The sequence below is a fragment of the Gemmatimonadales bacterium genome (assembly GCA_030697825.1).
Taxonomy (GTDB): Bacteria; Gemmatimonadota; Gemmatimonadetes; order Gemmatimonadales; family JACORV01; genus JACORV01.
In genome coordinates, this window is sequence record JAUYOW010000329.1 from 1 (window position 1) to 22650 (window position 22650).

A 22650-nucleotide genomic window follows, 5' to 3' on the forward strand; every position below is an offset into this window, starting at 1 on the left:
GGCGGGTTCGGGGGGTTCTATACTGCGCTCGGGCTGGAGCGGCGGCTGCGCGGGCGCGCGCACCAAGTCACGCTCGTTTCCCGCGAGAACTACATGCTATACACGCCGCTGCTCCCCGAGGCCGCCGCCGGGGCGCTGGAGCCGCGGCACCTCGTCGTGCCGCTGCGCACCGCGCTCCGGCGGACGAACATTGTGGTCGGCGCCGTCGTCGCGCTCGACGTCGGGAATCGGTCGGTCACGGTACGGCCGGCCGAAGGCGCGGACCGCGCGTTGACGTTCGATCACCTCGTCTTCGCGCTCGGGAGTGCCACCCGCATGCCGGCGAGCGTGCCCGGCCTCGCTCAGCATGCGATCGGATTCAAGAGCCTGGCCGAAGCGATCTACCTTCGGAACCGTCTCCTCGCGCACCTGGAGTTGGCCGACGGGACGCCTGACGATGCGACGCGGCGCAAGCTCCTGACGTTCGTCTTCATCGGCGGCGGATACGCGGGCGTCGAGGCGGCGGCCGAGCTGCACGCGATGGCGAACGACGCCCTTCGCTTCTACCCGAACCTGCGCCCGGAGATGACGCGGTTCGTGATACTCGAGGCGTTGCCGTCGATCCTGCGCGACCTCGGCGACGCATTCGCGCTCCGGGTGCAGCGGCGGCTGATCGAGAAGGGGATCGAGATCCGGGTCGGCACGACGCTGCGCGAGGTGCGCGCCGACGCGGTCGTGCTCTCGAACGACGAGGTCGTGCCGACGGATACGGTGGTCTGGACGGCGGGGGTGGTCGCGAACCCGCTGGTGGCCGGCATCCCGGGCGAGAAGGACCCCAAGGGACGCATCGTCACCGCCCCGGACCTTCGCGTGCCCGGTACCGACGGCCTATGGGCGCTCGGCGACAGCGCCGCGGTGCCCGATGACAAGGCGGGCGGGCAGGCGGCGCCGGCCACCGCGCAGCACGCCCTGCGCCAGGCTCGCACGCTCGCCCACAACATCGCGGCGACCCTGGACGGCGGAACGACGCGCCGCTTCGCGCACGGCAACCTCGGCATGCTCGCCGCGCTCGGCAACTACGACGGCGCCGGGCGGCTGCTCGGCGTACCGGTGCGAGGGTTCCTGGCGTGGTGGCTGGTGCGCACCTATCACCTGCTCCAACTCCCGACGCTCGCGCGCAAGGCTCGCGTGGTCATCGACTGGACGATTGCGCTCTTCTTTCCCCGCGACCTCGCGCAGCTCGGGAGCCTCGGAAGCGTGCGGCCGGAGGCGCGAAGCGATAGCTTCGAGCCCAGGGAATGAGCGACCAGCCGAACGTTCCAGCCTCCAGGCCGCCGACGGCGGAGCGCCGAGACATCACGATCGAGGCGCTGTCGTCGCTCTTCGCGGTGGGCCGGCTCGAGCTGGAGGAGTTCGAGGCGCGGGTAGACCGTGCCATCCGGGCCGAGACGGTGGCCGACCTCGACCAGCTCGTCGCCGACCTCGCGCCGACGGGAGAGCACCGGACGGCGCCGGTGCCGGCGCCGCCGCGCGAGCCGATGGGCCAGGATCTCCCGCGAGGGAGCCGCGCCACCATCGCGGTGTGGAGCGGCACGCAGCGCAATGGCCGCTGGTTCCCCGCCCCGCGCCACGTCGGCATCGCCCTCATGGGTGGGTTCGAGCTCGACTTCCGCGAGGCGGAGCTGGGACCCGGGACAACCAACGTCTACCTCTACGCGCTATTTGGCGGGATCGGCGTGATCGTGCCGCCGGACCTGGATGTCGAAGTGAGCGGCATGGCGATCATGGGCGGGCTGACGCACCTCGCGTCGCACCCCGAGCGCCTGGAGTCGCAGCGGCCGCGCTTGCGCATCCACGCCTACGCGCTCATGGCCGGGGTCGATGTGAAGGTGCGGTTGCCAGGCGAGACGGCCAAGGAGGCGCGCCAGCGCCGGCGCAGTGAGCAGCGCCGGCTGCGCGGCGGAGACGAGGAGTAGGCGTTAGGCTGCGAGGAAGGCTGTGAGGCTTCGCCCCTCACGGCACACCGATCATGTCCACCTCGGGTTCCGGTCTCAGGCGCGCGGCCAACGGCTAACGCCTAACGGCCAACGGCCAACGGCTATCTCTCCGCTACCGCGGTCCCCAGCCTCGTCGCGAAGAACTCCGCCGCCGCGCGATACGCCGCCAGCCAGTGTTCGTGCCTGAGGAAGTCGTGTACGTCATCCGGGAAGACCAGCTGCTCGACGCTCACGCCCCGCCGGCGCAGCCGCTGGACCAGATCCACCGTCTGAGAGAAGTCCACGTTGCGGTCGTCGTCGCCGTGGATGAGGAGCACCGGCGAGCGCCACCGTTCGATGCTGCCCACCGGCGATGCCTGCCGCATCCGCGCGACCATCGAATCGGGAAGCTGCATCGGCCGCGCGTCGGGGTTCCCGCTCCGCGACCAGTCGTGGACGCCGTGCAGGTCCACGCCCGCGGCGAACAGGTCCGAGTTACGCGCCAAGCCGAGAGCGGTGAGGTAGCCGCCGTACGACCCGCCCCACAGGCCGACGCGCGCCGGGTCCACGTCCGTTCGTGACCGCAGGTACGCCGCCGCGGCCAGCACGTCCGAGTATTCCGAGGCCCCGTCGCGCCCCGTTCGCGGCGCCTGCCGGAAGGCCCGCCCGTAGCCGGTGCCGGACCGGTAGTTCACCGAGACGACGACGAACCCGCGGCTCGCCAGGTACTGATTGAAGGCGTAACTGTTGTGGTAGTAGTACCGGTAGTGCCAGCCCAGCAGCATCTGCCGCCGCGGACCGCCATGGAAGAACATCACGGCGGGACGCCGCCCCCCCTCCGTCCCGCGCTCAGGCGGAAGGAACAACTGAAGATGGACCTCGGTCGAGTCGGATGCGCGGACGATGACCTGCTGTGGCTCAACCAGCTGCTCGGCGGGGAACGCCGTGGGCGCCCGCCATCCCGCCATCGGCTCGGGGCCTGCTCCGGCCGGCATGATGGATGGAGTGGCGGGAAGGCGCGCGTCCGATCTGAGGAGCGCGAGCGTGCTGTCCGCGAGCGGCCTCGGGCTCCATTCGATGGCGTCGCCCGACGTCACGTTGTCCACCGGACCGCCCGACGTAGCCACGCGCTGGATGTGCCGCCGGTCGATGTCACCGCAGTTGGTCGTCAGGTACGCGAGGCGCCGGTCCCCGGTCAATGCGACGTCCTCGACCTCGCAGCCTTGAGGAGTGAGGCGCGTCGCCTCGCCGCCCGCCGCGCCCATCGAGTACAGACCTAGCCAACCGCCGAGTTCCGCGGCGAAGAGCAGTCGGTCGTCCGCGGCCCATTGCAGCACCCATTCGCCGGAGTTGCCGGGCAGCGCGCCGTCGGGCGTGGCCGGTGCGCGCCAGGCCTCGCGGGTGGTGCCGGTCGCGGCATCCGCGACCATGATGGTCCAGGGCGGCACGGTGGTGTCCGAGGCCGCGGGCGTGGCGGGACCCGAAGCCGACGTGGACCCGGGACGCCTGACGAACGCGAGCCTCGAGCCGTCCGGCGACCAGCGGGGGAAGTCGTCGCGGTCCACCGTAGGCGCGATCCAGCGGAGTGCGTTCCGCCGCACCTCGTACACGCCGATGAAGCTGTGGTCGTCGCGCCCGCTGACGAAGGCGAGCGATCGGCCGTCCGGCGACCAGACCGGCCGGGCGCTCTGGCCTCGCGCCCGGAAGAGCACCCGCGGCGGGCCGGCCGCTCTGAGCGGAGCGACCCGCATGGTGTCGCGCAGCACGAACGCGACGAGGTCTCCCGCGGGCGAGGCCGCAGGGTGGGCGCCGTCGCCCAGGCGCCGAGGCGCGCCGCCCGCGACCGGCACGAGCCACACCGCCTGGTCCGAGCCGCCCGGATCACTGGTCGGATTGACGGGGACGTCGGCGGACCAGTTGGAGCCGGGCGCGCCACCGCGGACGTACAGCAGCGCGCGGCCGTCAAAGGTCCAGGTGAGGCCGGACAGTTCCTGCCCGTCGTCGGCGGTGTAGCGGGTGAGCCGGCGGGCGCGGAACGCGGGCGCCTCCGCCACCCAGACATTGCGCCGCCCTTCCTCGTCCCCGATCCACGCCACGCGCGCGCCGTGCGGCGCCGCGACCATATCGGACGGGAACGGTGCGCTGAGGATGTCGGCGAGGGTGAACACTCCAGGATCGGCACGCCCGCGCTGGGCGAACGCCGCGCGTGGATCGAGAGCGATGCCGATGGCCATCGCGACGATCGTCAGCGCCGCTCCGCCCGCCAGGCCGGTCAGCAGCGTGCGGGCCGAAACCCGCCCCATCAGGACGCCGCGTTTACTCGCGCTCATACACCACGCCCGCCGCGGCCCATGGCAGCACCCTGCGCGCGGAGCCGCCGGCGGCCCCGTTCGAGCCCCGCACGTAGCCGGACGGCACGACGGTCAGGTAGCCGGCGAGCTGGAGGCGCACCGCGCCTAACTGCCGGTAGACCGGCACACCGATCTCCACCCCGGACATCCGGTCGCCGAAGCCGCTCGGCGGCCCGTACTCGTCGAGGTAGTCCACCTGGACGTAGGGCTCCGCCGACCACCGTCCCCCCGCCCAGGCGAGCGTGTGCTGCACCCAGAGATTGACGCTGTTCCCCACGCCGGACCCGTGGCCGCGCGCGTACGTGAGCGTCGCGTAGCCTCCGCTCCAGTTCCGCGTAACCGAGGCGACGAACTCGCCCGACATCGCGGGCGACAGTGAGTCCGGGCCTTCGGGCGACGGCTCCGTCTGGGTGCCTGGCATGACGTACAGGAGGTACCCGAACCCGACTTCCCACGCGCCGCGCACCTCGCGGCGGAAGGTCAGGCCGAGCTGCGCCTCGTCCAGCTCGGTCTGACGGTCGAGCGCGCTGGTGGTGAAGGCGTTGAACCCGAGACCGGAGGGAAGCGTCACCTCGACGTAGGGCTGGAAGGCCGGCTTGGCGCGCGACAGGTCGTAGCCACGCCAGGCGTAGCGCGAGACGACCCGCGCTTCGGCATAGACCTCGAGCTTCGGCGCCGAATCGGCCTCGGCCGCCGCCTGGGCGTGCAGACGCGGCACGATGGCGAGGAGCGCGCCGCCGACGAGCGCGGGCCGAAGCCGGCGGATGCCGAGGCTCACGAGTCCGCCGTGCCGTCCAGGACGTCCCGGACGCGGCGCAGCAGGTCGGTGATGGACCAGGGCTTGGTGAGGAAGGGCGTGTCCAGGTCCATCTGGGACGACTCGGCGACGTCGCGCGCGGTGTAGCCGCTGGTAAAGAGGAACTTGGGGGTCTTGCCCTTCTCCCGGAGCGCGGCCATGAGCTGGGGTCCTCCCAGACGCGGCATCACCACGTCCGATACCACCAGGGCGATGCGCGCCTCGTTCGCCTCGAACAGTTCCAGCGCCTCGGCACCGTCGGCGGCGGCCAGCACCGTGTACCCGTGCTTGGCCAGCACCCGCGTGGCGGCGCGCCGGAGCGCATCCTCGTCCTCCGCGAGGAGGATGGTCTCCGTGCCCCCCCGGACGGGACGCGCCGCGACCGGCGCCTCCGCCGCGGTCGCGACCGCGGCGACCTCCGGGAAGTACACCTTGAAGGTGGTGCCGTGGCCCAGCTCACTGTAGAGGTCGACGTACCCCCGGTGCTGCTTGGCGAGCCCGTACACGATCGCCAGGCCGAGGCCGGTGCCGACACCGGCCGGCTTGGTCGTGAAGAACGGCTCGAAGGCCCGCCGTTTGGTCTCGTCGCTCATGCCCGCGCCGGTGTCCGACACCGCGAGGACCACGTACTCGCCGGGCTTCCCCCACCCTTCCCTGGCCTCGAACTGGGCGTCGAGCGACGCGGGGCCCGTGTCGATGGTCAGGGTACCCCCGTTCGGCATGGCATCGCGCGCGTTGGTGACGAGGTTCATGAGGATCTGGTCCACGGCGCCGGGATCCGCGTGCACCGTGGCGTCGGGATCGCGGGAGTGCACCTGCAGCTCGATGTCGGCCCGGACCATCCGTCGCACCATGCGGGCGAAATCGGCCACCGTTTCAGCGAGCTTGAGCGTCTGCATGGTCAGCTGATGCTGTCGCGTGAAGGCGAGCAGCTTGCGCGTCAGCTCGGAACCCCGCTCGCCGGCCCGCTTCAGGCTCTCGAGGTCCTCCAGGTACGACGCGGTCGGCGGCGTCTCGGAACGGATCAGCTCGGCGGTGGCGACGATGGTGGTGAGCAGGTTGTTGAAGTCGTGGGCGATGCCCGCCGCGAGGCCGCCCACGGCCTCCATCTTCTGCGCGTGGCGCAGCTGGGCCTCGATCGCCTCGCGCTCGGTGAGGTCGTGAACCGACACGAGCACCGTCGGCTTCCCGTCGAGCTCGACGAGGGCGCTCACCACCCCGACCGGCACGGAGGCGCTCGCGCCGTGGAAGCGGAACGAGCCGCTCGGGAGCGCGTCGCCGGGTGCGGGATCGAGCCGTTCCGCCAGTCTCGTGCCGGCCAGCTCGGCGCGGGTGCTTCCCGCGAGCGCCTCGGCGGCCGGGTTGGCGTCCACGATCTCGCCGCCCGCCGGGTCCAGGAGGAAGAGCGCGTCCACGCCGCGGTCGAATACCGTCCGGTACTTCTGCTCGGATTCGTGATGGGACTCGATGGCGCGATTGAAGGTGGCGACCAGCTCCTCCCACTCGCGCGAGCCCCCGATCGCGGCGATGGGCCCGAGCCGGCCGGTCTGCCGCATGTCGGCGAACGCGCCGGCGATCGCGCTGAGCGGCGCCTCCACCTGCTTCGCGACGAGCCGGCCTCCGCTCACCGCGAGCAGCACCAGGCCCAGGGCCACGACCAGCGCCGCCGAACCGAGCAGCACCAGGCTCCACCGGCGCAAGTCGCCGACGAAGCTGTCCGAGTGCCGGAGTTGCACCACGATGGTGGGCTCGCCGTAGAGGTCGGCCTCGCGGAACCGGGTCTCGGCGCTGTCCCCCGCGATCCGCTCGTGGCTCGGGACGGTGTCCGCGGGATCGCTCGGAGCGGCCGTCAGCGACACCGCCTCCTGGAGCTCGCCGCCGATCACCCGCAGCAGGGAATCCGTCACGACCTGGGCGAAGACGACGTACCCGTTGCGCCGGCCCCGCGCCGACTGATCCTCGGTGCGCACGATCACGCTGCCGCCGACGAGGTAGAGGCCATGCGTCGTGCGCACCAGTCCGCCGACTCGCAGGCGCCGGTCGATCAGCGGGAACAGCGCCGGGTCGGTAGAGCTCCAGGCCTCGCTGTCGGCCCGGCTCGCCGCCCAGTGGAACAGCAGCCGCCGGTCGTGCCCCCAAAGCAGCACGGCGGTGGAGCCGTACTGGTGCGGCACCCAGTCGACGAAGTTCACCTCCGTGAACTCGGCGGCCGCGCGCCCTTCGGGATGGGCCGCGAAGTTCCACGCTTCGGTCCAGATCCCGAACTCGCCCGTCGTGAGGCGGAGGGCATCCAGCCGGCGGGCCAGCAGGAGCTGGGCGCTTCGCACGCGGGCTTCCTCCTGGTCGCGCTCGACCGTGCGGAGGAGGAACCCCGAGACCAGCCACGAGCTGGCGGTGAGCCCCGCCAGGGCCAGCCCCGCGAAGACGATGACGCGCCGCAGCAGGCGCCGGACGGCGCCGGCGTGCGCAGCCAGCGGCTGGCCGCGCCCGTCCTGCGGTCTCGCAGGGACAGGCGCGGGGTCGGTCACTGCTGGACGTTCTTCAGAAAGCTGAGGTCGTGTCCCTTGGCCTTGAGCATCGCCTCCAGAGCGCTCTTGTCCACGGATTTTATCCACGCCTCGTGCGGCTCCACGAGCTTCTTCTCCACGGCGTCGAGCAGCGCGTCGTTCAGCGTCACCATGCCGATCTTCTTGTTGGTCTGCATCATGGACTGGATCTGGAAGGTCTTTCCCTCGCGGATCAGGTTCGCGATAGCTGGGATGTTGAGCAGTATCTCCCGCACCGCCACGCGCCCGCCGCCGATCTTCTTGCAGAGGATCTGCGCGACCACCCCCTTCAGGGACTCCGAGAGCATGACGCGGATCTGGCTCTGCCGGTCGGCGGGGAACTGGTCGATGATGCGGTCCACGGTGGACGGGGCGGTCGTGGTGTGCAGCGTCCCGAAGACGAGGTGTCCGGTCTCGGCGGTCTCGATCGCGATGGCCACGGTCTCGAGGTCGCGCATCTCGCCCACCAGCACGATGTCCGGGTCCTCGCGCAGCGCGGCGCGCAGCGCCCGCTTGAACGAGTCGGTGTGCAGCGACACCTGCCGCTGCGTGATAACGCAGCTCTTGTTGGGGTGCACGAACTCGATCGGGTCTTCGATCGTGATGATATGATCGGTGCGCTTGCGGTTGACGAGGTCGATCATCGCCGCGAGCGTCGTGGACTTGCCGGAGCCGGTGGGGCCGGTCACCACCACCAGGCCCTTGCTCAGGAAGCAGAGCTTCTGCACGTCCTCGGAGAGGCCCAGCTCCTCCACGGTCATGATCTTGGTCGGGATGACGCGGAAGGCGGCGGCCGGACCCTTGCGGTCGCGGAGCACGTTGGCCCGGAAGCGCGCCAGGTCCAGGATCTCGTACGCGAAATCGCTGTCGTTGGTCTCCGCGAATTCCTTCCGGTTCCGCTCCGGCATTATGGAGAGGAGGAGGGCCTGCACCTCGTCCACGGTGAGAGGCTCGTAGCCCTCCAGCCGCTCCATCACGCCCGACTTGCGGATGATGGGCGGCTCGCCGACGCGCAGGTGCAGGTCGGACGAGCCCGACTTGACCAGCCTCTGGAGCATCTCCTGGATGCGCTCTTCCGCGGCGTCGGAGGCCTCGACCGCCTGGCGGGTCGGCGCGGGCGCGGACTGCATCGGCGGCAGGTTGCCCTCCACGCCCATCCGCGCTTCCATCGGCATCGAGATCGCGGCTGACGAGCGGCGGGCGCGCGCCGGCGACACCCTCACCCGCACGTCCTCTCCGGCGTGCAGGATCTCCACGTCCACCCGCTGGCCTTCGAGCGCGTAGCCGAACGCCATCCGCGACTCGGCGTCGAGGTGGTCCTTCATCCCCTCCGGCGCGATCTCCCGCACCAGCGCCATGACCTTGGGTCTGGTCAGGACCTCCTTGGTGACGGGCCGGTCCGCGCCGTCCACCTCGAGGACGACCGCCGCTCCGCTCTCGAGGCGCACGCAGCCGGCGCCGTGCTCGAACATCACCTGGATGAACTTGTCGAGAATGGCCATCGGTGGGTGGATCCCCGGGTTCGCGACTAGTGGCTGCCGGACGCCGCTTGCTTCTCCTTCTCCTTCTCCTTCTCCTTCTCCTTCTCCTTCTCGCCCTTCTCCCGCTTGTCCGTTTCGACGATCGCTTTCATCGTGCGCTCGATCAGCTGCTTCAGCGCGATCGAGCCCTCGCGGATGGTGCGGGACCGCTGCATCTGGTTCCCGCGCCCCGCGGCCACTCCCAGCATCCCGGCATGATCGGCGACGAAGCCGAGGTTCTTGATCATGGCCTGCTGACGGATCTGGCCCAGCGTGCGCGTCATCTGCGACAGGTACATGTCGGCGCCCTTGTTGGCCTTCGCGTACTGCTCCACCAGGGCCGTGATGTGGTCGCACCTCTTGAGCACGCTCTCCAGGAACTCGTATTCCTCGGCCGCCTTCGCGGACAGCTTGATTCCAGCCATCCACAATCCTACTGCGCCCGCGCGGCTACGTCCAACGCGGAATGACGGAAGAGGAGAGGAAAGAGGGGAGTGGGCAGCGGGGGGAGCGAGACCGGATCGCGAGCCGTCAGGAAACCTCCTAGCAGACCAGCCGGTAGGCGAAGGGACGGAAACCGGTGCCCTGCACCGCCCCGGAAACGGTGATGCGGGCCGCGACGGCGCGCGGCACGTTCACCGACTCCGGAACCGCGCTCACAGCGCCGCTCGCACGTGATGGTGCCCCGCGGTCTTCGCCCTGACCCGCCGCTCGATCCACTCGACGACGCGGGCAACCCCTTCGCCAGTGCGGCACGACACTGGGAAGATGTCCACGCCCGGGTGCACGTCACGGGCGGCGGCCACCGCCTCGTTGTAGTCGAAGTTGGTGAAGCCGAGGAGGTCCACCTTGCTGACGACGATGAGGTCGGCGCGCCGGAACATGAGCGGGTACTTCTTGGGCTTGTCGTGCCCCTCGGCGACGGACAAGAGCATCACCGCGTCGTCCTCTCCGAGGTCGAATTCGGCCGGGCAGACCAGGTTGCCGACATTCTCGATCAGCAGCACGTCGATGCCGTCGCGCACCACGTGGTGGATGGCGTGGTGCACCATGCGCGCGTCCAGGTGGCACGCGCCGCCGGTGTTGATCTGCTGCACCGGCACGCCGAGCCGCGCGATGCGCTCGGCGTCGGCACTGCCGACGATGTCACCCTCGATCACGGCCACGCGGAGGTGCCGGGCGAGCGCCGGCACCAGCCGCTCCAGCAGCGACGTCTTTCCCGCGCCGGGGCCGCTCATCAGGTTCACCGCGTAGGTGCCGCACGAGGCCAGGACGTCGCGGTTCTCCTTCGCGAGCTCCGAGTTCGGCTCGAGGAGCCCGGACTTCAGGTCGATCTCATGCATGGCAGGGCACCTCCACATCCTCGACCTCGAGCTTCCGGACTTCCAGCTCCCGGCCGCTAGCGATCTCGGTACGCTCCGACCCACAGGCCGGGCACCGGAAAACGTACTCCTCCACCGGGTTCGTCGCGCCGCAGGCCGCACAGGCGACGGTGAGCGGCACGACCTCGAAAACCAGACGGGCGGCCTCCAGCCCCGTGCCGCGGGCCAGGCACCCGAACGCGAAATCGAGGGCGTCGGCGCACACGCCGGACATCGCACCGATTCGAACGTGGATCTGGCGCACCGGGCCGTGCGGCACGGTCTCGAGACGATCGATCACACACTCGATGAGCTGCAGAGCTATGCCGGCTTCGTGCATGCGGCCTCCTCTATCACACCCCACTGCACCAACTGGGCCTCGACGCGGCTCACGACTTCCGGAACCGCGTCCTCGACGGCCGGGGTGGGTCGCTCGTCGAACGTGCGGGTATCGGACGCCTCGACGGCGAAGAAGACGATCTCGCCGGGGAGCGGCAGGCCCACGGCGCGGCCGAAGTCGAGCGCCGAACCGAGGCTGATGTCGTGGTAGCCGGCGGCGCGCAGGGTGGGGATGGCCCGGTCGGGACTCAGGCGGTAGACCGTGCCGGGCGGCCCGTGCCGCCACTCGATGGCGTCGATGATGATCGCGCGCGCGAAGCCCGCGAGCAGGTCCAGGAACCGGATCCCGCCCCACGAGCTCTCCCGCACCTCCACCGGCGCGCCGGCGAGGCGCTCGGCCAGCACCCGCGCGGCGAGCACGCCTACGGCGTCGTCGCGCAGGATCGGATTGCCGAGCCCGACGACGACCACCTGGTGAGCGGGGTCCGGTCCGGTCACGCGCTCCTCCTGCGCCGGCGCTACGGTCGGCGCAGCACCTGAACCACCCGGCCGTCCGGGTCGCGGATGCGCAGCTCCAGCGGCATCTGCCCGGGGAGGCTGTGCGTCGCGCACCCGAAGCACGGATCGTAGGCGCGGAAGGCCATCTCGACCATGTTGAGGACGCCGTCGCTGGCCTCGACACCCTTCCGGATCAGCTTCGACGCCGCCCGCTTGACCGCCATCGAGATGGCCGCGTGGTTGTTGGTCGTCCCGACGATCAGGTTCACCTTGCGGACGATCCCCCGGTCGTCCGTCTGGTAGTGGTGGTACAGCGTGCCCCGTGGCGCCTCTACGGATCCCACCCCCTCCGTTGGGATCTCGGTCGGGATGGTGCGGTACTCGGCGCTCGTTATCTCGGGGTCCGTCGCCAGCTCGAGGGTGCGCTCGGCCGCGTACATGATCTCGATCACGCGCGCCCAGTGGGTTGCCAGCGTGGCGTGGACCGGCTTGCCGCCGAGCGTCTGGTACATCCGCTCGTAGGCCTCCTGGGCCTTCGGCGTCGCCATGCCGTCCGCGGCGTTGAGCCGCGCGAGCGGGGTGGCCCGGTAAACGCCCGAATCGGGACCGTCCACGAAGCCCTTCCAGCCGACTCGCTTCAGGTACGGGTACTTCAGGTACGACCACGGCTCGACGTGCTCGGCGATGTGGTCGAGGTAGTCCCTGGCCGGGAACTTCGCGAATTCCTTGCCTTCCTGGTCCACGACCCGGATGAGGCCGTCGTAGAAGTTCACCCGGTTGTTGGCGTCCACCGTCCCCATCGAATAGAGGCGGTGGTTGTACACGTCACCGAGGATGAGGTCCACGTACTCCTGGTTCTTGAGCACGATCGCGTCGAACACGCCGAGCGTGAACTCGGCGAACTCGACGAACTCGCGGGCGAGCTGCTCGATGCGCTGGCGCTCCGGCTCGGTGAGGCCCTTGCTCACCCCGCCGGGGATCGAGGTGACGGGGTGGATGGCCTTGCCGCCCAGGATCTTCACCACCTCCTGCGCGCCCGCCCGCTGGCGGATCACCCGCTTCCCCGCCTCCAGGCCGACCTTCGCGATCACGCCGAGGATGTTCCGCTCGGCCGCGGGCGCGGTGGGCCCGACCACGAAGTCGGGCCCGCCCAGCGCGTAAAAGTGGGTGGTGTGGTCGCCGGTGTAGAACGCGGCGTACAGCAGCTCGCGGAGCTTCTTGGCTGCGGGGGGCGGCTCGACATGGAAGACGGCGTCGCACGCCTTGGCCGACGCCATGTGGTGCGCTTCGGGACACACGCCACAGATCCGCGTCATAATGCGGGGCAGCTCTTCCACCGGCCGCCCCTCGCAGAACTTCTCGAAGCCCCGGAGCTCGGGGATCTGAAGGTAGGTTTCGGCGACCTCTCCCTCGTCGGTGAGGAAGATGTCGATCTTCCCGTGCCCTTCGAGCCGGGTGATGGGATCGATCGAGATGGTCTTCATTTCGCCATCCCCCTGACCGGCGAGACCGGGAGGCTAAACCGGTAGAAGGTGCCGATGGGGTCCTCGATGCCGGAGAGTATCGCCTCGATCTCCGCCGGGTCCTGCGAGTCGATGACCGACGCGAGGGCGCTGATCATCTTCGCGCCCTGGTCCTTGGAGCCCGGCGGCGGGCCGTAGCAGCCGCGGCACGGCATCCCGACGGCCGGGCACAGCGCCCCGCACCCGCTGCGCGTCGCCGGCCCCATGCAGACGATGCACTGGTCGAGGAGGCAGCGGCTCGGGTCGGTGACGACCTCGTGCGGCCGGACGAACTTCCGGATGCGCTTCTCCTCACGCACCCGCGGGCACTCGTCGCAGCAGGTCTTCTCGCCCGCGCCGAGGACCGAGCCCTTGGGCGGCAGCGGCTTGCCCTGCATTATGTGCTCGAGCACCGCCCAGATCTGCACGGCCTGCGGCGGGCAGCCGGGGATGTAATAGTCCACGTCGACCACCTGGCCCAGCGTGCGCACGCTGTCCTGGAACACCGGCAGGTCGAGGTGGCCTTCGGGCACCGCCGTCCGCGCCTGCGGCAGCGTGCCTTCGGGATTCACGGTAGACGGGGTCTCGCGGTACACGCGGGAGAAGATCTCGTCCCTGGTGAACTGGTTGGCGAGGCCGGGGATGCACCCCTCGTGCGCGCACGACCCGAACGCGACCAGCACCTTGCTGGTGCGCCGCAGCAGCCTCGCCATGTGCTCGTTCTCGGACGTGCGGATAGCGCCGCTGAAGAGGCACAGGTCGATCGCGCCGTCCGGCAGCGCCTCGATGTCCTTGTACTTGAAGTCGGTGGCCACCGGCCACAGCACGAGGTCGAACGCCGCCGCGACGTCGAGGATGTGTGCCTCGATGTCGAGGATGGCGATGTCGCACCCGCCACAGGCAGCCGCCCAGTAGATCGCCAGCTTCGGCTTGCTCATCGCTCGCGCTCCTCGCCGCCCCGTCAGTCCGCCGCGGCGGCGGCCGGGGCCGGCGCCTCCACGGGATGCAGGGGGCCCAGGCTCCGGATCTCCTCGGTCATCTCGTTCACGACCCGCGCGTACTTCTCGCCCTCGGCCGCCGAGATCCACTCGACGCGGAGCCGGCGCGGATCGATGCCCTGTGCCTTGAGGAGCATCTTCAGTGCCACGCCGCGGCGCATCGCCTTGTAGTTGCCCTCGGCGTAGTGGCAGTCGCCCGGGTGGCAGCCGGCGATCAGCACGCCGTCCGCGCCCAGCTGGAGCGCGCGCAGGACGAACGTCGGATCCACGCGGCCGGTGCACATCACCCGGACGCTGCGCACGTTGGGCGCCGACTGGATGCGTGAGACCCCCGCCAGGTCCGCCCCAGAGTAGGCGCACCAGTTGCAGAGGAACCCGACGATCCGTGGCTCGAACTCCATGGCCGCTCCCTCCTCAGGCCACGAACAGGCCCTCGAGCTCCGCGAGGACCTGCTCGTCCGTGAATCCCGCGCCCGTGATCGCGCCCGCCGGGCATGCCGCCACGCACGTCCCGCAGCCCTTGCACAGCGCGGTGTTGACCCGGGAGACCTTCTGGTCCGCCACGAAGTCGATGGCGAAGTACGGGCACAGGTTGTTGCAGATCCGGCACCCACTGCACCGTGCCTCGTCGATCGACGCGCGCATCGGGTCGATCGCCACCTGGCCCTTCGCGATCACGCCCATCATGCGCGCTGCCGCTCCGCTCGCCTGCGCCACCGTGTCCGGAATGTCCTTCGGCCCCTGGCACGTCCCGGCGATGTAGATGCCTTCGGTGAAGGTGGACATGGGATCGAGCTTCGGGTGCCGCTCCAGGAAGAACCCGTCCGGGCTCCGGCTGATCGAGAACAGCTTCTTGACCCGGTCGGCGTCGGCCTGCGGCTCGATGGCGGTGCAGAGGATCACCATGTCCACCGGGATCTCCCGGAACGCCCCGATGAGAGTGTCCTCGCTCCGTACCAGCATGGTGCCGTGCTGGGCCATCTCGCCCCGGGCCTCGACGACCTCCGCGGCCCGGCCGCGTATCACGTTCGTGCCTTCCTCCAGCACGCGCCCGTAGAACTCCTCGAACCCTTTCCCGTAGGCCCGCATGTCGATGTAGAACTGGTATACGTGCGCGTCGGTCCGGTCGCGCACCAGGTGCGCGAACTTGAGCGCGTACATACAGCAGACCCGCGAGCAGTAGCGGTGGTAGTCCTCGTGGCGCGAGCCGACGCAGTGCAGGATCGCGATGGCGCGCGGCGCGCGGCCGTCCTTGCAGGTGATCCGCCCCAGCGTCGGGCCGGCCGAGTTGAGCAGCCGCTCGAACTCCAGCCCGTTGTACACCTCCGGCAGCCGGCCGTAGCCGTACTGCTTGATCGTGCGCGCATCGAACAGCTGGTACCCGGTGGCCAGCAGCACCTGGCCAACCTTGACGTCCACCAGCTCGTCCTTCATCCCGAGCACCACCGCCTCCGGCTCGCACACCCGCTCGCACTCCAGGCATTCGACGCAGACACCGCAGTTGAGGCACCGCTGCGCCTCGCGAACCGCCTGCTCCTCGCTGAAGCCCAACTCCACCTCGCGGAAGTCGGCCACCCGCTCCTGGGGCGGCGCCTTGGGCATGGCAACCCGCGGCGCTCGCGGCGTGTCCTTGTACATCGGCGCGTAGGAATGCGGCCGGAACGTCTCGCCTTTGGTGGACCGCTGCCGCACGAGGTGCGTGGTGAAGTCGGCCAGCGGCCGGCCGTTCAGGTACTTGTCGATCGCCTCGGCGGCGCGACGGCCGTTGCCCATCGCCGCGATCACCGTGGACGGCCCGAGCGCGACATCTCCACCGGCGAACACACCCGGGATCGACGTCTGTTTGCTCTCCGGGTCGATCTCCACCGTCCCCCACTTCGTGACCTTCAGCCCGTTCCCATTCCCTTGCTTCCCATTCCCCGTGAGCGCCGCTACGTCGGGCGCCTGGCTGATCGCCACGATCACCGTGTCGAACTCGAGCACGTGCTCGCTGCCTTCAATCGGGATCGGACGGCGCCGCCCGCTGGCGTCGGGCTCGCCCAGCCGCATCGTCACGCACTTGACCGCGCTCACCTTGCCCCGCTCGCCGAGGACTTCGACCGGCGCGATCAGGTAGCGGATCATGACGCCTTCCGCCTCGGCGTCGTCGACCTCGTGCGCCGCGGCCGGCATCTCGGCGCGGGTGCGGCGATAGAGGATGGTGACCGGCGACCCGAGCCGGAGCGCCGTCCGCGCCGCGTCGATGGCGGTGTTCCCGCCGCCGATGACCGCCACCCGCCGGCCGACGTGGCCATTGACCCGCAGGTTGACCAGGCGCAGGAACTCGATGCCGGACACCACGCCCTCGAGGCTCTCCCCGGGCACGTCGAGCCGCACATTCTCGTGGGCGCCGATCGCGAGGAAGACCGCCTGGAAGCCCTGATCGCGCAGCTGCTCCAGCGTGAAGTCGCGCCCTAGCTGGACGCCCGTCTTGAATTGCACGCCGAGCGACCGGATGTAGTCGATCTCCTCGTGGAGCAGCAGCCGCGGCAGCCGGTACTCGGGGATGCCGAGGGCCAGCATGCCCCCCAGCTCCTGGAACTTCTCGAAGACCGTGACCTGGTAGCCCCTGGTGGCGAGATCGTGCGCCGCCGTAAGGCCCGCCGGGCCCGAGCCGATGACCGCGACCTTCTCCGGCCGCGGCTCGATCTTCGGCGGCTTCACGGTCACCTTATGCTCGCGCGCCCAATCCAGCGCGAAGCGTTTGAGGTGCTGGATGGCGATGGGCTGGTCCACCAGGCCGCGGTTGCATTCCCCCTCACAGGGGTGATAGCACACCCTGCCGCACACCACGGCGAGGGGGTTGCGCTGCCGGATGAGCCGCGCCGCCTCCTTGAACTTCCGGTTCCTGATGAGCGCGATGTAGCCCGCGGCCTCCTGGCGGATGGGGCACCCCTCGATGCAGGGCGGCCGTTCCTGCTTCTCGATCACGTAGGTGTTGGGCACCGCCTGCGCGAAGGCCTTGTGGATCGCGGTGCGCTGGCCGAGGAGTTGGTCGAACGGGCTCGGCACGCTCACCGGGCAGACCTTGGTGCAGGCACCGCACGAGGTGCAGTCGGGCGTGACGTAGCGGGCGCGCTTGCGCAGGGTGACGGTGAAGTCGCCGAACGAGCCGGAGACCTTTTCGATGTCCGTCATCGTCATCAGGTGGATGTTCTTGCGATGGCTGACGGACACCATCTTCGGCGTCAGGATGCACGCGGCGCAGTCGAGGGTGGGGAAGGTCTTGTCGAACTTCGCCATCGCCCCGCCGATCGTAGACTCACGCTCGACCAGGTGGATGTCGTTGCCCGTCTCGGCCAGCTCAAGCGCCGCCTGGATCCCCGCGATCCCGCCCCCGACTATCAGCGTCGCCGGGTTGAGGGGGGCGTACGATATCTCGAGGGGCTGGTTCAGCGCCACGCGGTTGATCGCCGCCACCACCAGGCCCTTGGCCTTGGCGGTGGCCGCCGCGCGGTCGCGGTGCACCCACGAGCACTGCTCCCGGATGTTGGCGATCTGGCAGAGGTAGCCGTTCAGGCCGGCCTGCGCGCAGGCATTGCGGAACGTCAGCTCGTGCATCTGCGGCGAGCACGCCGCCACCACCACGCGGTTGACCCCGAACTTCTCGATGTCCTTCTGGATCCGCTCCTGCCCCGGTTGCGAGCACATGAACTTGTAGTCGCGGGAGACGACGACGTTGGGCCTCGTCCCCGCTAACTTCGCGACCTCCTCCACGTCCACCGTCGCCGAGATGTTGGTGCCGCAGTGGCAGACGTAGACACCCGTCTTGATCTCAGACATGGGCGGCCTCCGCGAGCGTGGCCAGCTCCGGGCCCAAAGGCACCAGGTTCATCGGCAGCCCCAGCTCGTCGGCGCCCGCGCCAAGCGCCAGCCCCAGCAGCTGGGTGAAGAAGACGATGGGAACCTCGACCCGTCGGCGCAGGGCCCGGCCGATCTCGCCCTGATACGCTTCGAGGTTGATCTGGCACATCGGGCACGTCGTCACGACCACGTTGGCGCCCGCGTCCATCGCGCAGGCGAGGATGTCGCCGGAGAGCCGCAGGCCCACGTCCTCCGCGGTCGTCATCAGCATCCCGCCGCAGCAGCGGACCTTCATGGGGAAGTCCACCACCTCGGCGCCGAGGCGGCGGAACAGGTGGTCCAGCCACATCGGCACCTCGCGGTCATCGAAACCCCGCTCGGGGCGAACGATCTGGCAGCCGTAGTATGGCGCGACCCTGGCGCCCTCCAGGCTCCGCACCGCCTTGGCCGCGATCGCCTCGAGCCCCACGTCGTTCACCAGCACGTCGAGCGGATGGCGGATGCGCAGCGTGCCGCGGTAGGCCAGGTCGCCCTCGGCCAGCGCCTCCCCCACCCGCTGGCGCAGCCCCGGCTGCTCGGCCAGGTAGCGGTGGGTCTTGTGGAGCACCAGGTAGCAGGCGCTGCACGGAGCCACCAGATCGGCGCCGGCGCCCTCCCGCTCGGCCAGCGCCAGGTTGCGGGCCGAGACCGCCAGGGCCATCGTCTCCGCGACCGACATATAGGCCGTCGCGCCACAGCAGTTCCAGTCGTCCAGCTCGCGCAGGTCGAGGCTGAGCCGGCGGAAGACGGCACGCAGCGATAGGTCGTAGCCCCTGGCCGTCGACTCGAGCGAGCACCCCGGGAAGTACGTGTAGCGCATCGGTTCGCTCCCGTTCCTCAGGTGGCTGCCCGCGCGGAGGCAACGGGCCCCGGGCGCGGCGGCACGCCACTCACCACGCCGTACCCCACCGGCGCCGTCGCGCCCGCGATCTCGTGCTGCACCTGGAGCTCCAGCGCTTCGGCCCGGCGCAGGATCTTCCGCAGGCCCTCGAGTCCCCGGATGCGCCTGGCGCGGAGCGGCAGGCGGCCCTTTCTGAGCAGCCGCAGGGCAAGACCGACATGCTTCAACGCCCTCAAGATCCCGGCGCGGCTGTAGTAGAGCGCCATCAGTCGGGACTCGTTGTTCCGCCCATAGCGCTTCACCACCGTGACGAACGACTCGGCGAGCGCGAAGACGGGATAGCGCGACGGCCGCAGGCCGCGCGCCATCGCCATCCGCTTCAGGGCGTAGATGATGTCGGTGATCTTGATGCCGACCGGGCAGCGTGCCGTGCAGGCGTAGCACGACGCGCACAGCCAGATGGTGCGGCTCCGCAGGATCGTGCCGATGTCTCCCGCGCGGAACCTCGCGATCAACTCCCGCGGCGAGATGTCCATCGCGTAGGACACCGGGCAGGAGCCGGTGCACGTACCGCATTGGAGGCAGCGGCTGATTCGCCGCCCGCCGGGGATCGACTCGACCTCCGCGAGAAACGCGCGGCGCAACTCGTGCTCCGCCGTGCTCATCCCGCGAACGTCGCCCACTACGTGAGCCGTCGTCACCTTTCCCTCCTGGAGCGCGGGCCCGGGGCCCGCCCCTACTGGCGCAGACGGACCTCGGGCCGCCAGGGGGCCTGAAGGTCGTCGAAGGCGTGCGGGTACTGGAGGATCACGGCGTACTCGGCCTCGAGCTCGGACTGGTGGCGCGCGTGGATCTCGGCGAGATACCGAAACATCGACTGGCCGGTCAGGTCGGTTGCAGCGTTCGCGGCGTCGAGATAGAACTCCCGAGCCTGCCGCTCCGCGTCGGCCGCGAAACGGAGTGCCGCGCGCAATCCCTCGCACCGGTCGGGGCCGGTCGGAGGACCGGGCGGCGGAACGAGCGACGGCGGAACGACCAGCGGCACGGCGGGAAAGAGCGCGTCGTAACGGTCGCGGAGCAACTGCTCCAGCTGGGCGGACTCCCGCGCCAGCAACAAGAACCGATCTGTGGCCAGCGGGTTGCTACAACCCGAGGCGAGGCTGCGGAATACTTGACCGGCGTCGATCTCCCGGCGTATGCCGACGCCGAGTGCTTCGAGCGAGGTGAGCTCGGACGTGATCACGGTACCGGCTCCTTTGCGGGTCGATGGCAGGCCCCCGCAACACCCAAACGGCTGCAACGCGCGTACCACCGGGTTTCGGTACCGGAGTCATCGTGTCAGTCGGGTCGGCGCTCGCGGCGCGGACCGTTCCCCGGCCCGAACTCCATATGGAACCGACTCTCCGGCGGCTCGTCCGCGCGATGCCGCGCGGTTTTTCGAACGATTTCCGGGGGCTTTCCCATGGCCGGCGAAAGCCCCGCAAGAACGCCCCAAAAGCACCGGATCGGTGGAGGTGGGAATGCCGGTGCCCCGAAAGGCGAGCACCGGCATCGGGTTGGCCTACGCGCGCTGCTTGAGCACCGGAAGCACCGGGGCCAACATGTCCTCGAGGGTGACGCCGTCCCGGAGCGCGATCTCGTATCGCACGCGGGTCGAGGGCACGGGGATCTTCACGAGTTTGGCGAGATCGATCGGCGTGCCGACCGCCACCGCTTCCACGCCGCCCGCGACCGCGCGGGAGATCGTCTCCTCGAGGTCCCGGATTTGGCGGTCGCCGTAGCCGAGGGCCGGCAGCGCCTCGCGGACGTGCGGATAGTGCGCCAGCGTTTCAGCGATCTCGCCCACCGCGAAGGGCCGCGGGCCCACCAGCTCGCTCGCGCCCGCCGCGCGCGCCGCCAGCACCGCCGCTCCGAAGGCCATCCCGCCGTGCGTGAGCGTGGGACCGTCGTCGATGGCGAGCACGCGGCGACCGGCTAGCACGCTGGGGTCGTCGGCGCGCACCGGGCAGTCGGCCACCACGATCCGCGCGCTCGGGTTGAGTCGCTGCACGGTGCTCCGCACCACGGTCACCGCTCCCGGCGGCGCGGTGTCGGCCTTGTTGATCACGACTACGTCCGCCAGGCGGACGTTGGTCTCGCCCGGATAGTACGACGCCTCGTGACCGGCGCGGTGCGGATCCACCACCGTGACGTAGAGGTCGGCCTCGAGGAACGAGGTGTCGTTGTTGCCGCCGTCCCAGACGATGACGTCGGCCTCGCGCTCCGCCGCCGCGAGGATCGCCGCGTAGTCCACGCCGGCGAAGACCACCGAGCCTGTGGCGATGTGCGGCTCGTACTCCTCGCGCTCCTCGACCGTCACGTGCTGCGCCACGAGGTCCGCCGCCGTCGCGAACCGCTGCACCCGCTCGGCGAGCAGATCGCCGTACGGCATCGGGTGACGGATCACGGCCACGTGAAGCCCGCGCGCCCGGAGCCACGGCACGATGGCGCGCGAAAGGGGGCTCTTCCCCGCTCCGGTGCGGGAGGCGCAGACGGCGATCACCGGCTTGGTGGACTCGAGGACGTGCTGCGCGCCGAGCATCACGAAGTCCGCGCCCGCCGACGTGGCCCGCGCCACCAGGTGCAGCACGTCCACGGCTGAGAGGTCCGAGTACGACAGCACGCACTTGTCCACGCCCAGGTGCCGAACCAGCTCCTCGAGGCGCGTTTCCGGATAGATGGGGATGCCCTCGGGATACCGCGGACCTGCCAGCTCCGCCGGGAACCGCCGCTCTTCGATGTGGGGGATTTGCTGCGCCGTGAACGCCACGACCTCGCTGTCGGGATCGTCGCGATACACCGTGAGAAAATTGAAGAAATCCCGGCCCGCAGCGCCAAGAATGAGGACGCGCTTCATAGGTCACCTCCACCGGGACGGACCCGCAACCTCCGTGCCCGCGGCGGAGGGGAAGGCGCCGTCAGGCAGGCTTCCCTAAGTCGTTTTCACTCTGTCACTTCCAGACGGCGGCGTCGCCCTCACGCCCAGTTCAGGACCAGCTTCCCGAAGTGCGCGTCCGCCTCCATGCGGCGATGGGCCTCGGCGGCCTCCGCCATCGGGAAGACGCGGTCCACGATCGGACGAAGCCGCTCCCCCGCCAACAGCGGCAGCACGTCCCGCGCGAAGTCCGCGGTGAGCGCGATCTTCTCGGCGAGCGGGCGCGCCCGGAGCGTGGTGCCGACGATAGACAGGCGCTTGCCGAGTATCACGCCGAGGTCCACCTCCGCGCTGCGGCCTGCGGTGAGGCCGATGAGGATCAGCCGCCCTCGCGGCGCGAGCGTCCCCAGCGTCTCGCTCCACAACGCGCCGCCGATCAGGTCGACGACCACGTCCACGCCCCGGCCCGCCGTGGCTCGCGCCACCGCGTCGCCGAAGCGCTCCCGCGACGTATCGACGGCCACGTCCAGGCCGAGCGGGAGAGCGTTCTTGAGCTTCGTGGCGCTCCGGCTCGTGCCGATCACCGTGGCGCCAAAGGCCTTGGCGATCTGGAGTGCCGCGGTGCCGACCCCGCTGCCCACCGCGTGGATCAGGACCACGTCGCCCGCCGCAAGATGAACCTGGCGGATCAGCGCGTCGTAGGCGGTGAGGAAGACTTCGGGGACCGCGCCGGCGGCGTCGTACGACCAGCCCCGCGGGATCGCCAGCGCCGTGTCCTCGTGCGTGACCACGTACTCGGCGTATGCGCCACCCGCCACCAGCCCCATCACGCGATCGTCCGCCTTCCACCGCGTGACGCCGGCGCCCAGCGCCGTGACCTCGCCGGCGTACTCGAGTCCCGGGATGTCCGCCGGCACGCCCGGCGGCGCCGGATACTTGCCCATCCGTTGAAGCACGTCGGCCCGGTTGACGCCCGCGGCGTGCACGCGCACCAGGATCTCGCCTTCGGCCGGCGCCGGCTGCTCGGCGTCGCGGAGCTCGAGCACCTCCGGCCCGCCGGCCTTCGCGATGAAGATGGCTCGCATCACCCTGTCCCCTGTACCCTGCCGGCCGCTGCAACACTGCAACGCTGCAACTCTGTCTGGCG

General features: G+C 70.2%; 19 protein-coding genes. 2 read left to right on the plus strand and 17 right to left on the minus strand.

Translation table 11 applies throughout. From position 1 onward, the window contains the following. On the plus strand, nt 1-1281 hold a 1281-nt coding region (locus Q8Q85_16310), incomplete at its 5' end, for an NAD(P)/FAD-dependent oxidoreductase (GenBank protein ID MDP3775823.1). Beyond that, entirely contained in the window at nt 1278-1955 is a 678-nt protein-coding gene (locus Q8Q85_16315) for a DUF1707 domain-containing protein (GenBank protein MDP3775824.1), read from the plus strand. The genes Q8Q85_16310 and Q8Q85_16315, both read left to right, overlap by 4 nt. A gap of 122 nt (nt 1956-2077) precedes the next feature. On the opposite strand, the gene Q8Q85_16320 is transcribed toward Q8Q85_16315, so the two are convergent. The 17 genes from Q8Q85_16320 to Q8Q85_16400 all read right to left on the minus strand — a co-directional run bounded on the left by Q8Q85_16320 (nt 2078) and on the right by Q8Q85_16400 (nt 22588). Beyond that, on the minus strand, nt 2078-4285 hold the full coding sequence (locus Q8Q85_16320; protein ID MDP3775825.1) for a prolyl oligopeptidase family serine peptidase: 2208 nt from the start codon (nt 4283-4285) through the stop codon (nt 2078-2080). Beyond that, nucleotides 4272-5084 (minus strand): TorF family putative porin, encoded by an 813-nt coding sequence (locus Q8Q85_16325; protein MDP3775826.1) that lies wholly within the window; start codon nt 5082-5084, stop codon nt 4272-4274. The genes Q8Q85_16320 and Q8Q85_16325 overlap by 14 nt, the downstream gene beginning before the upstream one ends. Further along, a complete protein-coding gene (locus tag Q8Q85_16330; GenBank protein ID MDP3775827.1) occupies nt 5081-7630 on the minus strand; it encodes an ATP-binding protein in 2550 nt (849 codons plus the stop codon). The genes Q8Q85_16325 and Q8Q85_16330 overlap by 4 nt, the downstream gene beginning before the upstream one ends. After that, nucleotides 7627-9150 carry a type IV pilus twitching motility protein PilT gene (locus tag Q8Q85_16335; GenBank protein MDP3775828.1) on the minus strand — a complete coding sequence of 508 codons (1524 nt, stop codon included), beginning with the start codon at nt 9148-9150 and terminating at the stop codon, nt 7627-7629. Before Q8Q85_16335 ends, Q8Q85_16330 begins: the two co-directional genes overlap by 4 nt. 26 nt (nt 9151-9176) lie before the next feature. Beyond that, complete coding sequence (locus tag Q8Q85_16340) at nt 9177-9593, minus strand: hypothetical protein (protein ID MDP3775829.1); 417 nt, start codon at nt 9591-9593, stop codon at nt 9177-9179. Between the two features lie 231 nt (nt 9594-9824). Next, complete coding sequence (gene hypB, locus Q8Q85_16345) at nt 9825-10511, minus strand: hydrogenase nickel incorporation protein HypB (GenBank protein ID MDP3775830.1); 687 nt, start codon at nt 10509-10511, stop codon at nt 9825-9827. Further along, nucleotides 10504-10869: a hydrogenase maturation nickel metallochaperone HypA gene (locus Q8Q85_16350; protein ID MDP3775831.1), complete on the minus strand. Its 366-nt coding sequence runs from the start codon at nt 10867-10869 to the stop codon at nt 10504-10506. Before Q8Q85_16350 ends, hypB begins: the two co-directional genes overlap by 8 nt. Then, the gene (locus tag Q8Q85_16355) at nt 10851-11366 is read right to left on the minus strand and encodes a hydrogenase maturation protease (GenBank protein MDP3775832.1); all 516 of its coding nucleotides are present in this window, start codon (nt 11364-11366) and stop codon (nt 10851-10853) included. Before Q8Q85_16355 ends, Q8Q85_16350 begins: the two co-directional genes overlap by 19 nt. Nucleotides 11367-11386: 20 nt before the next feature. After that, nucleotides 11387-12850: a Ni/Fe hydrogenase subunit alpha gene (locus Q8Q85_16360; GenBank protein MDP3775833.1), complete on the minus strand. Its 1464-nt coding sequence runs from the start codon at nt 12848-12850 to the stop codon at nt 11387-11389. Continuing rightward, nucleotides 12847-13806 carry a F420-nonreducing hydrogenase gene (locus tag Q8Q85_16365; GenBank protein MDP3775834.1) on the minus strand — a complete coding sequence of 320 codons (960 nt, stop codon included), beginning with the start codon at nt 13804-13806 and terminating at the stop codon, nt 12847-12849. The genes Q8Q85_16360 and Q8Q85_16365 overlap by 4 nt, the downstream gene beginning before the upstream one ends. Before the next feature lie 23 nt (nt 13807-13829). Continuing rightward, a complete protein-coding gene (locus Q8Q85_16370; GenBank protein ID MDP3775835.1) occupies nt 13830-14267 on the minus strand; it encodes a hydrogenase iron-sulfur subunit in 438 nt (145 codons plus the stop codon). Between the two features lie 13 nt (nt 14268-14280). Next, nucleotides 14281-17688: an FAD-dependent oxidoreductase gene (locus Q8Q85_16375; GenBank protein ID MDP3775836.1), complete on the minus strand. Its 3408-nt coding sequence runs from the start codon at nt 17686-17688 to the stop codon at nt 14281-14283. Continuing rightward, nucleotides 17681-18568 (minus strand): CoB--CoM heterodisulfide reductase iron-sulfur subunit B family protein, encoded by an 888-nt coding sequence (locus Q8Q85_16380; protein MDP3775837.1) that lies wholly within the window; start codon nt 18566-18568, stop codon nt 17681-17683. The genes Q8Q85_16375 and Q8Q85_16380 overlap by 8 nt, the downstream gene beginning before the upstream one ends. Before the next feature lie 17 nt (nt 18569-18585). Continuing rightward, nucleotides 18586-19290, minus strand: coding sequence for a 4Fe-4S dicluster domain-containing protein (locus tag Q8Q85_16385; GenBank protein ID MDP3775838.1), 705 nt, complete (start codon nt 19288-19290; stop codon nt 18586-18588). A 35-nt stretch (nt 19291-19325) separates the two neighbouring features. Then, the gene (locus Q8Q85_16390; GenBank protein ID MDP3775839.1) at nt 19326-19832 is read right to left on the minus strand and encodes a ferritin family protein; all 507 of its coding nucleotides are present in this window, start codon (nt 19830-19832) and stop codon (nt 19326-19328) included. A 318-nt stretch (nt 19833-20150) separates the two neighbouring features. Beyond that, the gene (locus Q8Q85_16395; GenBank protein MDP3775840.1) at nt 20151-21485 is read right to left on the minus strand and encodes a GTP-binding protein; all 1335 of its coding nucleotides are present in this window, start codon (nt 21483-21485) and stop codon (nt 20151-20153) included. A gap of 119 nt (nt 21486-21604) precedes the next feature. Further along, on the minus strand, nt 21605-22588 hold the full coding sequence (locus Q8Q85_16400) for an NAD(P)H-quinone oxidoreductase (GenBank protein ID MDP3775841.1): 984 nt from the start codon (nt 22586-22588) through the stop codon (nt 21605-21607). Nucleotides 22589-22650 lie beyond the last annotated feature (62 nt).

Excerpts from the sequence above, each read along its gene's own strand:
- Q8Q85_16360 (MDP3775833.1), bottom strand. The coding sequence starts at position 12,850 with ATGAAGACCATCTCGATCGATCCCATCACCCGGCTCGAAGGGCACGGG.
- Q8Q85_16395 (MDP3775840.1), bottom strand. The coding sequence starts at position 21,485 with ATGAAGCGCGTCCTCATTCTTGGCGCTGCGGGCCGGGATTTCTTCAAT.
- hypB (MDP3775830.1), bottom strand. The coding sequence starts at position 10,511 with ATGCATGAGATCGACCTGAAGTCCGGGCTCCTCGAGCCGAACTCGGAG.
- Q8Q85_16380 (MDP3775837.1), bottom strand. The coding sequence starts at position 18,568 with ATGCGCTACACGTACTTCCCGGGGTGCTCGCTCGAGTCGACGGCCAGG.
- Q8Q85_16350 (MDP3775831.1), bottom strand. The coding sequence starts at position 10,869 with ATGCACGAAGCCGGCATAGCTCTGCAGCTCATCGAGTGTGTGATCGAT.
- Q8Q85_16315 (MDP3775824.1), top strand. The coding sequence starts at position 1,278 with ATGAGCGACCAGCCGAACGTTCCAGCCTCCAGGCCGCCGACGGCGGAG.
- Q8Q85_16340 (MDP3775829.1), bottom strand. The coding sequence starts at position 9,593 with ATGGCTGGAATCAAGCTGTCCGCGAAGGCGGCCGAGGAATACGAGTTC.
- Q8Q85_16335 (MDP3775828.1), bottom strand. The coding sequence starts at position 9,150 with ATGGCCATTCTCGACAAGTTCATCCAGGTGATGTTCGAGCACGGCGCC.
- Q8Q85_16365 (MDP3775834.1), bottom strand. The coding sequence starts at position 13,806 with ATGAGCAAGCCGAAGCTGGCGATCTACTGGGCGGCTGCCTGTGGCGGG.
- Q8Q85_16370 (MDP3775835.1), bottom strand. The coding sequence starts at position 14,267 with ATGGAGTTCGAGCCACGGATCGTCGGGTTCCTCTGCAACTGGTGCGCC.
- Q8Q85_16400 (MDP3775841.1), bottom strand. The coding sequence starts at position 22,588 with ATGCGAGCCATCTTCATCGCGAAGGCCGGCGGGCCGGAGGTGCTCGAG.
- Q8Q85_16320 (MDP3775825.1), bottom strand. The coding sequence starts at position 4,285 with ATGAGCGCGAGTAAACGCGGCGTCCTGATGGGGCGGGTTTCGGCCCGC.
- Q8Q85_16375 (MDP3775836.1), bottom strand. The coding sequence starts at position 17,688 with ATGTCTGAGATCAAGACGGGTGTCTACGTCTGCCACTGCGGCACCAAC.